The sequence below is a fragment of the Pedobacter sp. Leaf176 genome (assembly GCF_001424305.1).
In the GTDB taxonomy this organism is placed as follows: Bacteria; Bacteroidota; Bacteroidia; order Sphingobacteriales; family Sphingobacteriaceae; genus Pedobacter.
Genome location: NZ_LMPD01000003.1, coordinates 243911 through 258851, shown reverse-complemented (window position 1 = coordinate 258851; position 14941 = coordinate 243911). Strand labels below are relative to the sequence as shown.

Below are 14941 nucleotides of genomic sequence, written 5' to 3'. Positions count from 1 at the left end.
TTTAGTAACGTGCTTGAATTCGCGAGATGTTCAAGCGTGATGTTATTTTATTGAAATAGCGCGATTCGCATAGATTTAAGCGATTCTCAAATTATTATAACTACAGAGAGGGAAATATTAAGTTTTCCCAACTTCCTCCGGAGACCTTAAAAGCAAAAACCTTTCATTTCTGAAAGGTTTTTATTTCGATTTTTTGAATGTACTCGGGGCGGGAATCGAACCCGCACGCCTTTGAAAGCACAGGATTTTAAGTCCTGCGTGTCTACCAGTTCCACCACCCGAGCATTAGTCTATTCCGAATCCCCGGTAAGATTAATGTTTTAAAATAAATGCTTTCTGGTAGGAAAGCATTTAGAGCGAAAGACGAGATTCGAACTCGCGACCCCGACCTTGGCAAGGTCGTGCTCTACCAACTGAGCTACTTTCGCATGAACAACACAGATAAACCGTTTTGTTTTGGTGATGCAAATATAGAGAGTTTTCTATTTCTGTCAAGAAATTTCTTGTTAAAAATTTAATATTTAGTTTAAATTGCTGGCTTTCAGGGCCAGTAAAATTAAATCGCTTTCAAATCCCCTTCCCTGAAGGTAGGCCATCAGCTTAATTTTTCGTTTTAGGGGATTTGATTCGGTTAAAGTATGCGCTTTTTTTATCAGCAGATTCTCTAACGTCTGCATGTAATCATCATCATCTAAACTGTAAAGCGCTTTTTGTAAAATTCTGTCAGGAACGCCCTTCAATTTTAAGCCTTGTTTAATCTTCACACGCCCCCATTTTTTAATGTTAAACTTTCCCGAAGCATATGATTTGGCAAAGCGTTCTTCATTAAGAAAGTTGTTTGTGATCAACTCGGATAAAATCTCCTCCAGTTCATCGCCGCGCATTCCCCATTCCACTAATTTGTAACGTACTTCCTTTTGCGAACGTTCCTGGTAAACGCAGAAATGCTCTGCTTTGGCAAGTGCCTGTTTTTTATCTAATATTGCTTCCGCTTGTTTGCCGCTTTTCATATTTAAATACTGAAATTCGTAAAAATAATAGCGATTACCATATTTTTTCTGAATTTGATGCCATGCATAATTTAATATATACCGTTTCCAGAATTAAAGAAATATTAAATGCCGATGCCAGATTAGTTGATGAACAAGCTGTTATCAATTATATTGTAACCGACAGCCGCTCGGTTTTGGTGCCGGAAAATTCTTTGTTTTTTGCGCTGTCTTCACACCGTAACGGGCACGAATTTATTAAAGATGCGTACAGCAAGTCGATTCGAAATTTTGTTGTCACGGAGAAAAAATATGTTAGCCAATACCAAGATTGTAATTTCATCCTCGTAAATGATGCCCTAACGGCATTGCAAAAGTTGGCTACAGCGCATCGAAATCAGTTCGATTTGGAAACCATTGGTATTACCGGGAGTAATGGAAAAACGATAGTTAAAGAATGGTTATATCAACTTTTAGCGACAGATTATAGTATTGTTCGCAGTCCGAAAAGTTACAATTCCCAAATTGGGGTGCCGCTTTCGGTCTGGCAAATCGATACCCATGATACGCTGGGGATTTTCGAAGCTGGCATTTCTGCGGTAAACGAAATGGAAACGCTTGCTGAAATTATTCAACCTCAAATTGGGATTTTAACCAACATTGGTGAAGCGCATGCGGAAGGTTTTAGTTCAAAAAAGGAAAAACTGACGGAGAAATTAAAATTATTTAAAGAAACAGCGTTATTCATCTACTCGCCTGATTATGTCGAAGGAATAAATTCTGAATATTTACCTGGAAAGCGAAAGTTTAGCTGGAGCGGGATACAAGGCGCTGATTTACGAATAATTACCGTAAAGCCTGTTAAAGGAAATTGCCGTTTACAGGCGATTTTCGAGGATAAAGAGATAGCATGTACGCTGCCGTTTAATGATAAAGCCTCAATTGAAGACGGCATAATCTGCTGGGCAACCCTGCTCGCACTGGGTTATGCCCCTGCGGAAGCAGATTTGCGACTACAGAAACTGACACCAGTAAGCATGCGCCTGGAACTTAAAAATGGCATTAATCAATGTTCGGTAATTGACGATTCTTATAGCGCGGATATTTCATCATTGGCAATCGCCCTGGATTTTTTAAATCAGCAAAATCAACATCCTAAGAAAACGGTGATATTGTCAGAATTATTCGAAACAGGAAAGAATGACCTCGATTTATACACGGAAATTGCTGATTTGCTTGCGCAGAAGAAAGTAACTAGATTAATAGGCATTGGTTCGCACATCGCTGAATACGCTTCGCTTTTTAAATTTGAAACGCAGTTTTTTGAAGATACCCATGCATTTATAGAAGCCTTCCCGGCTTTGCAGTTCAACCACGAAACCATTTTAGTAAAAGGCGCAAGGCGATTTGAATTTGGCAGGATCAGTAAACTTTTAACCCAAAAAATCCACGATACTGTTCTGGAAATCGATTTGAATGCTATGGCAGCAAATCTGCAGTTTTATCGTTCAAAAATTCAGCCTGGCGTAAAAGTTATGGCAATGGTTAAGGCTTTTTCTTATGGAAGCGGGAGCTTTGAAATCGCCAATTTACTGCAGTTCCACAAAGTTGATTACCTGGCAGTTGCCTATGCCGATGAGGGCATCGCTCTGCGAAAAGCAGGAATCAGTTTGCCAATTATGGTGATGAGTCCTGAAGAATCGGCTTTCGAAGCGATTATTGAGCATCAATTGGAGCCTGAGATTTATAGCCTGGAGATTTTCAATAGTTTCCTGAATGCCATTTCAGAACATCAAGTCGAATACCCAATACATGTAAAAATCGATAGCGGTATGCATCGTTTGGGTTTTGATGAAAACGACATTGAAGAATTGTCGGATGTATTAAAAGAGGAAAAAAGGATTAAAGTGCAAAGCATATTTTCACACTTAGTAGCAAGCGGAGAAGCGGAGCACGACGGTTTTACACAACAGCAAATTGATAAATTTAAACGCATATCCAGCCAGCTGGATAATGTTTTAGGCTACAAACCAATACTTCATATATCCAATACTTCTGGAATTAGCCGCTGGCCAGATGCACAAATGGATTTGGTGCGTCTGGGCATTGGTTTATATGGTTTCGATTCCGCACTTACCGACAATCGCGGCTTGCAAACCACCATGGTATTAAAAACGACAGTCACCCAGGTGAAGGTATTAGCTGCAGGGGAGACCGTTGGCTATAGCAGGCGAGGGGTATTGACAAATGGTGGCAAAATCGCAACTGTAAAAATCGGTTACGCCGACGGGTATAGCCGTGCATTTGGAAACGGGGTTGGTAACATGATCGTCAACGGCCATCTTGTTCCAACAATTGGTTCCATCTGTATGGATATGACCATGCTCGATGTTACCGGAGTCGATGTGAAACCCGGTGATGAAGCCATCGTTTTTAACCAAGAACACAACATCATGGAGCTGGCTAAACAAATTAATACCATTCCCTACGAAATCCTGACTAATATTTCTCAAAGAGTAAAGAGGGTTTATTTTTATGAATAATACAATTGCCAAATTGTTATATTATTGAATCGCCATTGACTCTTAAAGAATTTACCGGCGTTTTGGATAGTTAACAATTGAGACCATCAAACAATTTAGCAATTCTAATCTATTAGCCTTATTTTTCATAAATTCGCACCATGAACAAAGTCGGTAAAGCTATTTTAAACTATCTAATTAAAGGTTTATTAATCGTTGTGCCCATCGCAGTAAGTATTTTCATTGTGGTTTGGGCGGTTACAACAGTAGATAGCTGGCTAAATGTCAACAATATACTTGGCGTAAATCCTCAAACCGGAGAGAGCCGGAATATTCCCGGCTTAGGTTTGCTTACCGTATTGGCCATTATTTTACTGGCTGGAATTTTTGTCACCAATTTGGTTACCGAACCGATGTACAATTGGTTTCAGAGAATGATGCAAAGATTGCCACTGTTAAATTTCATTTATTCTTCCATAAAAGACCTAACCGAGGCTTTTGTAGGTGACGAGAAAAAATTTAATCACCCGGTTCTGGTAGAAGTTGAGGGTGGATTGAAAAAAATTGGTTTCCTTACCCAAAACGATTTGCACAAACTCGATCTTCCTGATGATGTAGCCGTTTACTTTCCACTATCGTATTCTTTTGCAGGTCAGCTATGCATTGTTAAAAGAGATAAGGTTAGAGATTTGGATATGAGCGCTGCCGACGCGATGAAGTTGGTGGTGAGCGGCGGTGTAAGCGGGCTTTAGGTTTCCTGATTTAACCCAACTCTGGTCGTAGCTTCTCGCTACGACATCAAATAGTTTAAGTTAAGATAAATATAACTGGGTCTTAGCGAGACGCTAAGACCAGAGGTGGGAAATAACGACTCTAGTCGTAGCGTCTCGCTACGACATCAAATAGTTTAAGTTAAGATAAATATAATTGGGTCATAGCGAGACGCCGAGGCCAGAGGAGGAGATTGAGAAATAACCTAACAAAATTAGCTTCGGAGGCCTGCCAATGTTAGATGATACTTCTGCTTGAGAACAACGCAAGCACTAAAATCAAAAATATAAATAGTATTCTGGTGTAATATTCCCTGATGAATAATCCAGACAGAATTAATAAATCATCGTCCGTATTGCTATGAATAAGGCCGTTCGAAGTTGAAGAATTATAAATGACTTGTTTTTCTTTTTGGTTATTTAAAGTCCAGCGACTTGCCCAGCTGTTTTGAAAGCTCCAGTCAAATGTCTCACCTGAAGTAAAAACAATTTTTGCTTTAAAGCTCAGCCAATCGTAATGGATAACTGCCAAAACTTCGTTTTTATTATTGAGAATTTTTGTTTCAGGGTTTGAATAGCCCTCGCTTTTTAATAGATAGATTTCTTTTTGTGTCGTAGCGATTGCAGAGTTTTTAAACGAACTGAAGTTGATTGAAAATTTCAGCAACGCATTGCCAAATACCTGATAATTACTATCAAATAAACCTTTTCTCCAACTTAGCGTTTGCTCCATCTCTTTCGGTATTAAATTTTGTACTCGTATTAAACTTCTTATAAACAAAAAAGAGCGATTTTGTTTTTGTAACGGTTAGAGTTAAGTATTTGGTACATGTTACATCAAAAATATAGCGCACAAAAAAAGCGCTTGGAATACAAGCACTTTATCAATTATTGAATTTTGATTGAATGAATTATTGAATGAAAGCCAAAGCTACACCCTTACAATTTTGGTTTAATCTTTTTTAACCATTTGAATCCTGGCAATCTTATAATCTTTAATCATTGTCTAATCTTGATTATCCTAAAATCCTTTAATCCTGGTTAAATCCTGAGAATCCTTAAATCTTGATTAGAAGTTAGGTTTCAACACATACTTATCATAAAACCTGAAAATATGCTCTGCTGCCTCTTCAGCTGTATCAACCAGTCGGAATAAATTCAAATCCTCTTCATGGATATTGTGCTCTGTTTGAAGCATTGTTCCTTTAATCCAGTCGATTAAGCCACCCCAATAATCTTTACCTAATAATACGATTGGGAAGCGGGCTATCTTGCCGGTTTGAATCAGCGTTAAAGCCTCAAAAAGCTCATCCATTGTTCCAAAACCTCCGGGCAAAACCACAAAACCCTGACTGTATTTCATAAACATCACCTTGCGGACAAAGAAATAATCGAATTCAAGTAATTTATTGTGGTCGATGTATTTATTATGAAATTGCTCAAAAGGTAGTTCAATATTCAACCCCACCGATTTACCACCATTCGTATGAGCACCTTTATTACCAGCCTCCATGATGCCGGGGCCGCCACCTGTAATTACGCCATACCCACGATCGGTTAATAACTTACCACACTGTTCCGCTAACTGGTAATAGCGATTTGTTTGCGCGGTACGAGCAGAACCATAAATAGTAACGCAGGGACCAATTTTAGCCAGTTTCTCGAAACCATCAACAAACTCAGCCATTATTTTAAAAATCTGCCAAGAATCGGTTACCTTAATCTCCTGCCAGTCTTTATTTTCAAAAGCACTTCTAATTTTCTCTTCACTCGTCATAATAAGTATCCTAAATATTAAAATCTGGTCTGCGCATCAGTTTTTTTGCTGATGAAAAGCAAACCAATAAAAGTGATTAAACCGTTAATTAAAATCAGTTCAACACTGAAAACGTAACCGCCCAAAATTTCTTTTGAGTAGCTTGAAAGCAAGTAACATAAAAAAGGCGATAAAATGCAAACTATCGGTACTAATTTATCATGCAAGCCCCTTTTTTTGACAAACAATCCAAAACTATAAAGGCCTAAAAGCGGTCCGTAAGTATAAGAGGCGATGGTAAAAATCAAACTCACAACTGAAGAACTGTTCAATGCATTAATTACGAGGATAACCAAAAACATCAGAATAGAAAAACCTACATGAACGCTATGACGTTTTTTAACGGCATCTTTATTATTCATATTTTCGGCTTTCGCCATGCCTAAAAAGTCGACACAGAATGAGGTGGTTAAAGCCGTAAGTGCCGAGTCAGTTGTTGCAAAGGTTGCAGCAGTTAGGCCCAGCATAAATATAATCGCAGGCACAGCACCTAAATTGTTCAGGGCGATTTCAGGGAATAACAAATCTGTTCTAGGTTTGCCGGTGATGTGGTCCAGCGGAATATCGATGCCATTTTTTGCGGCAAAAATGTACAACAAAGCGCCTACGCTTAAAAAGAATACATTCAAAATCACAAACACACCGGTAAAAGTAAACATGTTTTTTTGCGCCTCCTTAATCGTGCCCATGCTCAGGTTTTTCTGCATCAAATCCTGGTCCAAGCCCGTCATGGCGATCGTTACGAAAATTCCCCCGATAAACTGTTTGCTGAAATACCATTTGTTGGTTAAGAAATCATCCCAGAAAAATATTTTCGAATAACTGCTGTTTTTAATCGTTTCAAATGCCTGAGGTACATTTAAATCCAGACTGCTGCAAATAAAATAAATGGTTAAGAAAACCGATAAAACCAGGAAAAACGTTTGCAGGGTATCGGTGATGATGATGGTTTTTAATCCGCCTTTAAATGTATAAGACCAAATAAGCGCTAAGGAAATTAATACCGTTAACCAGAAAGGAACGCCATAGTTGTCAAATATAAAACGCTGTAAAACAATTACAACCAGGTATAAGCGCGTTGCAGAACCAAGTGTACGGCTTAACAGGAATATCGATGCTGCGGTTTTATAACTGTAGTGCCCTAAGCGTTGCTCGATGTAACTGTAAATTGAGGTCAGCTTCATCCGGTAATAAAGCGGAAGGAGCACGGTACAGATGATAATAAAACCAACCGCATTACCTAAAACGAATTGAAAATACTGAAACTGGTTCCCGGCCGGAGCACCAACTTCTCCAGGAACCGAAATAAATGTTACACCGGAAAGTGCTGTTCCAATCATCCCGAAGGCCACTAAGTACCACTTTGAATTCCTGTTTGCAACAAAAAATGAATTGTTATCCGACGAATCTTTAGAAGTTACGAATGAAATGATAATCAGCACTAAGAAGTATCCGATTAAAAAGCACAAGAGAGTGGTTGGCGACATAGTTTTGTTTTAAGCTGCTAAATGTAAGAAATTACGATTTAAAGTCAATGGCTTAAATAATTGTTGGATTGCTCAATTGTTAAAACTTAAATCAACAATGATTTTCGCAAGATAGGGGCAACAATTAAGCCATACAGCAATTTATCAATATAACAATCAAACAATTTTCCGTATCAAACTTTTAGTATATTTTTGTACCATGAATTTTTCATCCAAACTGCTTGAAGATGCGGTAAACGAATTCTCGAAATTACCAGGTGTGGGGCAGAAGACGGCATTGAGATTGGTTTTACACCTTTTGAATAAGGAGCAGGAAGAAGTTAACCAGTTTGGAAATACCTTAATCAAATTAAAACAGGAAATTAAAAACTGCAGCATTTGCTATAACATCTCCGACCATAGTATTTGTGAAATCTGTACCTCGCACAAGCGTGATAAGGAAACCATTTGCGTAGTCGAAGATACCCGTGACGTGATGGCTATTGAAAATACCGGGCAGTATTTTGGCGTTTACCATGTTTTAGGGGGCTTAATTTCTCCTATGGATGGTATTGGGCCGGCAGATTTATACATCGACGGGCTGGTTCAGCGGGTTTCTATAGGCGAAATTAAAGAAGTTATTTTAGCGCTCAGTCCAAATATGGAAGGCGATACCACACTGTTTTACCTTTACAAGAGGTTGAAAGAATTCAATATTCCGATTACCACAATTGCCCGGGGCATTGCCTTTGGAGGCGAACTGGAGTATACGGATGAAATTACACTTGGTCGTTCGATAATCACCCGTGTGCCTTACGAAAACGCTATGATGAGATAGACAAGGATTTACGGATTTTAAGATTACAGGATAAAGTACTCAACAATTCAAATAGAATATCATCTTTAATGAAGATAATTTACCATCATCATGTGCGCATCAAGCGGAATTGGAAGGCATGTGTCGAAATCACCCGTGTGCCTTACGAAAACGCAATGATGAAATAAGATCAGGACTTGATACTCGATACCCAATACTTGCTACTTAATATTAATATGAATTTGAAAGATAAAGTTATCATTATCACTGGCGCATCGAGCGGAATCGGAAAAGCATGTGCAGAAGAATTTGCCAAACGTGGCGCAAATTTAGTACTTGCTGCCCGTCAATATGTTACCCTTTGCGAAATTACCGCAGATTTAGAAAAGAGATATGGTGTTCGGGCAGTTGCTGTTCAAGCCGATGTTAGCAAAGAGGCAGATTGCGAACTGATTATAAAACAAACTTTAGTCTCTTTTCAAAAGATTGATATCCTGGTAAACAATGCGGGTTTATCTATGCGTGCCTTGTTCAGCGATTTAGATTTATCGGTACTTAAAAACCTGATGGATGTCAATTTCTGGGGAACGGTTTACTGCACGAAATACGCTTTACCAGAGATTTTAAAAACCAAAGGAACTGTAGTCGGGATTTCATCAATTGCCGGTTACCGGGGTTTGCCCGGAAGAACCGGTTATTCCGCATCAAAGTTTGCAATGAATGGTTTTATGGAATCGTTACGCACTGAACTGTTAAAAACCGGCGTCAATGTGTTAGTTGCTTGTCCTGGATTTACAGCTTCCAATATCCGGGTAACGGCCTTATCAAAAGATGGCGCCGCCCATGGAGAAACCAGCATGGATGAAGGCAAAATGATGACATCTGAAGAAGTGGCTGGCATCATTGCTGACGGCGTTGAAAAACGCAAGCGGACCTTAATCATGACAGGCCAAGGGAAATTAGCGGTATGGATGAATAAATTATTCCCGGCTTTTGTAGATAAAAAGGTTTTTGATTTGTTCGCGAAAGAGAAGAATCCGCTAATTAAAGCTTAAAGGTAAAAGCTCAAAGACCAAAGTTTAAGCGAGTCTACCACTTCTGTTTTTATATTGGTCCTTTCTAATGTAGCTAAGTTTAGGTTTGCGGTTTAGCCCGAAATCCCGTTAGCTATTGCAGTGTTAGGCCGGACTGGAGTAGAACGAAGATACAATGGTAAGGCTCAGTTGGGTGGAAATGCATCAAGTAGTGAGTATCAGGAATCAAGATTGGGTTTATAAATAATCCTCCCCCCCGCACTTCAGCAACCTTGAGCTCATCTAAAGTTTTCTCAAACATCGGGCTATCTTCTGTAATCGGATGAACGAGTGTCCAGTTTAATGAGAGCACGCTGATTTTATTTCGCTCCAATTCCAAAGGATAAAAACTGCGCTTAAGCTTGCCGTCAATGGTTTCGTTAAACGTCATAAACATTTGTGCCTCTACATCAATAAGCGAATTTTTCCGAAGATTAGCTAAACGACACATCAGTCCTGCGCCATCCTGATAGGGTGCAACAAGCATGCGTTTGCTGAAGGTTACTTTCGAAGTCGGACGGCTAAAACGGCCATAAAGTAAGCCCGTAGCCAATGCGAAAGCCAGTAAACCCAGCATGCTTTCAAACGCAGCCAAAATGCTGGTAATGAAACCTTGTGGCGAAATGTGGCCGTAACCTACTGTAGAGATGGTTTGCGCAGAGAAGAAAAAAGCATCGAAAAATTGGTCGCGGAGGGTTGTACCTTTAGCGCCATTCAAATTTTCTATACCGATTACGTTATATGCGACTGCAAAAAGCGTGTTTACGACGAGGTAAGTCATTAAAATAACGAGAAAAAAGCGAGACCAGCTCATGGTAACCAAACGGGTGTAGGTGTCGTCGAATTTAAACCAGGGCAAACCGGTGCGTTCTACATTTGGCGTTCCGTCGGTATTCAAAACCCGCTGATTTTTGATCACGGGAACGGAACCGAAACCCAAATCATCATTAAACTGTACTTTTCTCTTGAAAAAAGCCATATATTTTTAGAAAGATTTTGGAATTATAAAAAACTATATCAATATTTGTTCTGTACAAACATGATAATTAAAAACTTAAATAACAATTGGTGGTGGCATAACGATATTCGTTAGGCAAATTCTGTTGTTATATATTTTAAAATATTTTATAAACGATGAAAAGGATTGCCCAAAAAGCAATCCTTTTTTTATGCCTTCCCCTCCCGCGAAGGGGGGCGAAGGACGGGGTGGTTTAAATTGAGCGTCATGTCACCGCGTCGGTTCGTGTCCTCATGAACCGAAATAATAGCTGGTTCGTGGAGACACGAACCAGGACTTGAGGACTTGAGTTAAATAAAAAGAACAATGAAAAGGATATTAAACCATTTATTCGAAAATAAGAGTTTCAGCAGGGAAGAGGCCAAAAACATCCTCATTTCCATTACCCAGGGGGAATTCAATTCTTCTCAGATTGCGGCTTTCATTACCGCTTATGCCATGCGCAACATTACAGTTGATGAGTTGCAGGGTTTTCGTGACGCCATGCTCGATTTGGGCATCAAGACTGATTTCTCTGATTTTGAATTAATCGACCTTTGCGGTACCGGTGGCGATGGAAAAGATACCTTCAATATTTCAACGCTTTCCTCCTTCGTGGTGGCTGGCGCCGGACATAAGGTTGCGAAACACGGAAATTACGGCGTTTCTTCCGGCTGCGGTTCTTCAAATGTAATGGAATATTTAGGTTACAAGTTCACAAATGACCAGGCTATTTTGAAACGCAATCTTGATGCTGCCGGGATTTGTTTTCTACATGCACCTTTGTTTAATCCTGCGATGAAGATTGTGGCGCCAATCCGTAAAGATTTGGGTATTAAGACTTTTTTCAACATGTTAGGGCCGATGGTTAACCCGTCGCAGCCGAAATACCAGATGGTTGGTGTTTTTAGCCTGGAACTGGCCCGTTTGTACAATTATTTATATCAGGACACAACTAAAAATTATACCATTGTACATGCCCTGGAGGGTTATGATGAAATCTCACTTACCTGCGATGTCAAAACTTTCAATAACAAAGGAGAAAGCATTTTAACCTTGAACGAGATGGGTTTTCAAAAAGTTGCTGTTAACGACATTAAAGGAGGCGATACCGTAGAATCTTCGGCAAAAATATTCATGGATGTTTTAAATGGCGAGGCTACTGATGTTCAAAACAATGTGGTGCTTTGCAATTCGGCACTGGCGATTAAAACCATAAAGCCAGCCGCCAGTTTTGCAGATTGTTTTTATGAAGCTGAAGCATCCTTAACGAGCAAAAAAGCTTTGGAAAGCTTTAAAAAATTAGTCGCCTGATGAAAGGTTTGAAATTAAAGGTGTGTGGAATGAAGTTCGCAGCGAATATTGCTGCGGTTGCAGGTTTGCAGCCTGATTATATGGGGTTTATTTTTTATGATAAATCACCCAGGTTTATCAGTGAGGTTTCGGCAGAGCTGATTAAATACATTCCATCAGAAATTAGGACCGTTGGGGTCTTTGTTGATGAGGATTTGGAAGTTGTTAAGAAAAAAGTAAATCAATTTCAGTTAAAAGCAGTTCAGTTACATGGTAACGAGTCACCAGAATATTGCGCAGCATTGAAAAATACGTTTAATGGTTCGGAACTGATAAAAGCTTTCGGTGTAGATGAGGATTTTGATTTTTCGGTATTAGATAATTACTCCACTGTTGTTGATTACTTTTTGTTTGATACCAAGACAAAAGCACACGGCGGATCGGGAAAAACGTTCGATTGGACGATTCTTGACGGTTATAAATTGGATAAGCCTTACTTTTTAAGTGGCGGGATTGATTTGGAACATGTAGCAGCAATTGCTGGTTTAAAAGATTCGAGGCTGTACGTGTTGGACATAAACAGCAGGTTTGAAGTTGAACCGGGTGTTAAAGATGAGGAGAAGATAAGGGCGTTTATTAAAGAAATGGAAAAATAGAAAATCATGTTATGGTCTAGCTAGCAACAGATCGTCATTTCGAGCGCAGCCGAGAAATCTGTATTATAAATATAGATCTCTCCATTCCGTTGCACTCCAGTCGAGATGACGACTTATCTCTGGCAGCTATCAATATGACAAACTATTTGATAAAAAATATTATGAAATACAAAGTAAACGAAAAAGGATATTACGGAGATTTTGGTGGAGCGTACATCCCGGAGATGCTTTATCCAAACGTAGAGGAACTGCGTCAGAATTATTTGAAGATTATTGATGATGCCGGTTTTCAGAAAGAATTTCATCAGTTAATGAAAGATTATGTAGGTCGCCCGTCGCCATTGTATCTGGCTAAGAGATTATCTGAAAGGTACGGCGCCAACATTTTCCTGAAAAGAGAGGATCTAAACCATACCGGAGCACATAAGATTAACAACACCATCGGGCAGATTCTCCTAGCTGAGAAACTTGGCAAAAAAAGAATCATTGCCGAAACAGGTGCTGGTCAGCATGGTGTGGCAACGGCTACTGTTTGCGCCTTGCGTAACCTGGAGTGCGTAATCTACATGGGCGAAGTGGATATTGAGCGACAAGCTCCAAATGTGGCCCGTATGAAAATGTTGGGTGCTAAGGTTGTTCCTGCAAGTTCTGGAAGTAAGACCTTAAAAGATGCCACCAATGAAGCGATGCGCGATTGGATCAACAACCCGGTAGATACACATTACATCATCGGTTCGGTGGTTGGTCCGCATCCTTACCCGGATATGGTAGCGATTTTTCAATCCATTATTTCGGAAGAAACTAAGAAGCAGTTAATTGAACAAACCGGTAACGATCAGCCTGACTATGTCTTGGCTTGTGTAGGTGGTGGAAGTAATGCCATGGGCATGTTCTACCATTTCATGGGTGATGAAAACGTAAAATTAATTGCAGTTGAGGCGGCCGGTAAAGGCGTTTCCAGTGGCTTTTCTGCTGCAACAACCTATTTAGGCAAAGAAGGCGTTTTACACGGTAGCAGAAGTATTTTAATGCAAACTGAAGATGGCCAGGTGGTTGAACCGCATTCGGTTTCAGCAGGATTGGACTATCCTGGAATCGGTCCGCAACACGCACATTTGTTTAAAACCGGTCGGGGAAAATATGTTTCGATCACCGATGAGGAAAGTTTAGATGCAGGGTTGTTACTCACCCAGCTGGAAGGTATTATTCCCGCCATCGAAAGTGCTCACGCTTTAGCATACCTGGAGAAAATGGAATTCAAAGGCGGTGAAAATGTGGTGGTTTGTCTATCTGGCAGAGGCGATAAGGATTTAGATACGTATATTAAATATTTTAATCTATAAGAGAAGAAAATAGCAAACTGGGAATTGGGAATGGTATTGCTTACAATCTATTTTCTATCTTCCATTTGCAGTTTCCAAATTAATTATGAACAGAATCAAACAACTCTTCCAGGAGAAGAAAAATATATTATCCATTTATTATACTGCGGGTTATCCGAACATCGGTGATACCATACAAATTGCGGAAGCTTTGGAAAAATCAGGTGCCGACATGCTGGAGATTGGTTTCCCATATTCCGACCCGGTAGCCGACGGACCGGTTATTCAGGCAAGCAGCAAGAAATCTTTAGACCAGGGCATGAATTTAAAACTGCTTTTTGAACAGCTGAAAGACTTGCGAAAAAACGTAACCATTCCTGTACTATTAATGGGCTATGTAAACCCTGTTTTACAGTTCGGTGTCGAGAATTTCTGTAAAGCTTGTGCCGAAGTCGGTGTAGATGGTTGTATTGTTCCGGATTTACCGATGGTGGAATATGAAGAATTTTATAAAGGCTGCTTTGAAGAACATAATTTAAGTAATGTGTTTTTAATTACGCCTCAAACGGCTGATGAACGCATTCATAAGATTGATGGACTAACGAATGGTTTTATCTACCTGCTTTCTTCTTCAGCAACAACAGGCAAAAATCTGGAAGTTGGTGACACCACGGAGAATTATTTCAGCAGGATTAAGAACATGAACCTTAAGAACCCGACGATGATTGGTTTCGGTATTAGTGATAAGCAAACTTTTGATAAGGCTTGTTCTTATGCAAATGGTGCCATCATCGGAACGGCATTCGTAAAAGCAATCGAGAGTGGGAATATCGAGGAAAGCGTAAGTGCGTTTATGAAGAAGTTTAAGTCTTAGAGATTTAACCGCAAAGCACGCTAAGTTTTTCGCAAAGCACGCGAAGGTTTAAGCAGCAAAATTAAAGTACTGGTCGTAGCGTCTCGCTACGACTTTTTATTTATTCATCGTCCTTTCGACCGCAGTGGAGAGATGTTTCAAGTGAGGTTAGCGAGGTTCAAAGATTTCTCAATTGCGCTGCGCTCCATTCGAAATGACGACGGCCATTAAAACGACACTAATTGTAGCGTCGCGCTACGACTTTTTATTTATTCATCGTCCTTTCGACCGCAGTGTAGAAATGTTTCAAGTGAGGTTAGCAAGGTTCAAAGATTTCTAAATTGCGCCACGACACTATTCATAGCAT

Annotated in this window: 13 protein-coding genes and 2 tRNA genes; 8 read left to right on the top strand and 7 right to left on the bottom strand. The window is 39.7% G+C overall.

Annotated features, from left to right (window positions below):
* Positions 1 to 200: 200 nt before the first annotated feature.
* From ASF92_RS09865 to ASF92_RS09855, 3 genes are all read right to left on the bottom strand, one after another.
* Positions 201 to 284, bottom strand: a tRNA-Leu gene (locus ASF92_RS09865).
* A 71-nt stretch (positions 285 to 355) separates the two neighbouring features.
* Positions 356 to 428 (bottom strand) — tRNA-Gly (locus ASF92_RS09860).
* A gap of 93 nt (positions 429 to 521) precedes the next feature.
* Positions 522 to 1010: a regulatory protein RecX gene (locus ASF92_RS09855; RefSeq protein WP_056091739.1), complete on the bottom strand. Its 489-nt coding sequence runs from the start codon at positions 1008 to 1010 to the stop codon at positions 522 to 524.
* Between the two features lie 62 nt (positions 1011 to 1072).
* Here ASF92_RS09855 and ASF92_RS09850 point away from each other — a divergent pair, with 62 nt between their 5' ends.
* Both ASF92_RS09850 and ASF92_RS09845 read left to right on the top strand, forming a co-directional pair.
* The gene (locus ASF92_RS09850) at positions 1073 to 3532 is read left to right on the top strand and encodes a bifunctional UDP-N-acetylmuramoyl-tripeptide:D-alanyl-D-alanine ligase/alanine racemase (protein ID WP_056093226.1); all 2460 of its coding nucleotides are present in this window, start codon (positions 1073 to 1075) and stop codon (positions 3530 to 3532) included.
* Positions 3533 to 3672: 140 nt separating this feature from the next.
* Entirely contained in the window at positions 3673 to 4263 is a 591-nt protein-coding gene (locus ASF92_RS09845) for a DUF502 domain-containing protein (RefSeq protein WP_056091736.1), read from the top strand.
* A gap of 256 nt (positions 4264 to 4519) precedes the next feature.
* Here the strand turns inward: ASF92_RS09845 and ASF92_RS09840 are convergent, their stop codons facing one another.
* From ASF92_RS09840 to ASF92_RS09830, 3 genes are all read right to left on the bottom strand, one after another.
* A complete protein-coding gene (locus ASF92_RS09840; protein WP_056091733.1) occupies positions 4520 to 5014 on the bottom strand; it encodes a hypothetical protein in 495 nt (164 codons plus the stop codon).
* A gap of 336 nt (positions 5015 to 5350) precedes the next feature.
* On the bottom strand, positions 5351 to 6058 hold the full coding sequence (locus ASF92_RS09835) for a TIGR00730 family Rossman fold protein (protein ID WP_056091731.1): 708 nt from the start codon (positions 6056 to 6058) through the stop codon (positions 5351 to 5353).
* A gap of 17 nt (positions 6059 to 6075) precedes the next feature.
* The gene (locus ASF92_RS09830) at positions 6076 to 7584 is read right to left on the bottom strand and encodes a sodium:solute symporter (RefSeq protein ID WP_056091728.1); all 1509 of its coding nucleotides are present in this window, start codon (positions 7582 to 7584) and stop codon (positions 6076 to 6078) included.
* Between the two features lie 199 nt (positions 7585 to 7783).
* On the opposite strand from ASF92_RS09830, the gene recR reads away from it, so the two are divergent.
* Together recR and ASF92_RS09820 are read left to right on the top strand one after the other, a co-directional pair.
* The gene (recR, locus tag ASF92_RS09825; protein ID WP_056091725.1) at positions 7784 to 8401 is read left to right on the top strand and encodes a recombination mediator RecR; all 618 of its coding nucleotides are present in this window, start codon (positions 7784 to 7786) and stop codon (positions 8399 to 8401) included.
* A 215-nt stretch (positions 8402 to 8616) separates the two neighbouring features.
* Entirely contained in the window at positions 8617 to 9435 is an 819-nt protein-coding gene (locus tag ASF92_RS09820; RefSeq protein ID WP_056091723.1) for an SDR family oxidoreductase, read from the top strand.
* A 112-nt stretch (positions 9436 to 9547) separates the two neighbouring features.
* Here ASF92_RS09820 and ASF92_RS09815 read toward each other — a convergent pair whose 3' ends face one another.
* Positions 9548 to 10432, bottom strand: coding sequence for an ion channel (locus ASF92_RS09815; protein WP_082489522.1), 885 nt, complete (start codon positions 10430 to 10432; stop codon positions 9548 to 9550).
* 345 nt (positions 10433 to 10777) lie between these two features.
* Here ASF92_RS09815 and trpD point away from each other — a divergent pair, with 345 nt between their 5' ends.
* The 4 genes from trpD to trpA all read left to right on the top strand — a co-directional run bounded on the left by trpD (position 10778) and on the right by trpA (position 14595).
* Entirely contained in the window at positions 10778 to 11764 is a 987-nt protein-coding gene (gene trpD / locus ASF92_RS09810) for an anthranilate phosphoribosyltransferase (protein WP_056091720.1), read from the top strand.
* Complete coding sequence (locus tag ASF92_RS09805; RefSeq protein WP_056091717.1) at positions 11764 to 12399, top strand: phosphoribosylanthranilate isomerase; 636 nt, start codon at positions 11764 to 11766, stop codon at positions 12397 to 12399. Before trpD ends, ASF92_RS09805 begins: the two co-directional genes overlap by 1 nt.
* Before the next feature lie 161 nt (positions 12400 to 12560).
* Positions 12561 to 13742, top strand: coding sequence for a tryptophan synthase subunit beta (trpB, locus tag ASF92_RS09800; protein ID WP_197413273.1), 1182 nt, complete (start codon positions 12561 to 12563; stop codon positions 13740 to 13742).
* 85 nt (positions 13743 to 13827) lie between these two features.
* Complete coding sequence (gene trpA, locus ASF92_RS09795; RefSeq protein ID WP_056091712.1) at positions 13828 to 14595, top strand: tryptophan synthase subunit alpha; 768 nt, start codon at positions 13828 to 13830, stop codon at positions 14593 to 14595.
* The last annotated feature ends 346 nt before the right edge of the window (positions 14596 to 14941 follow it).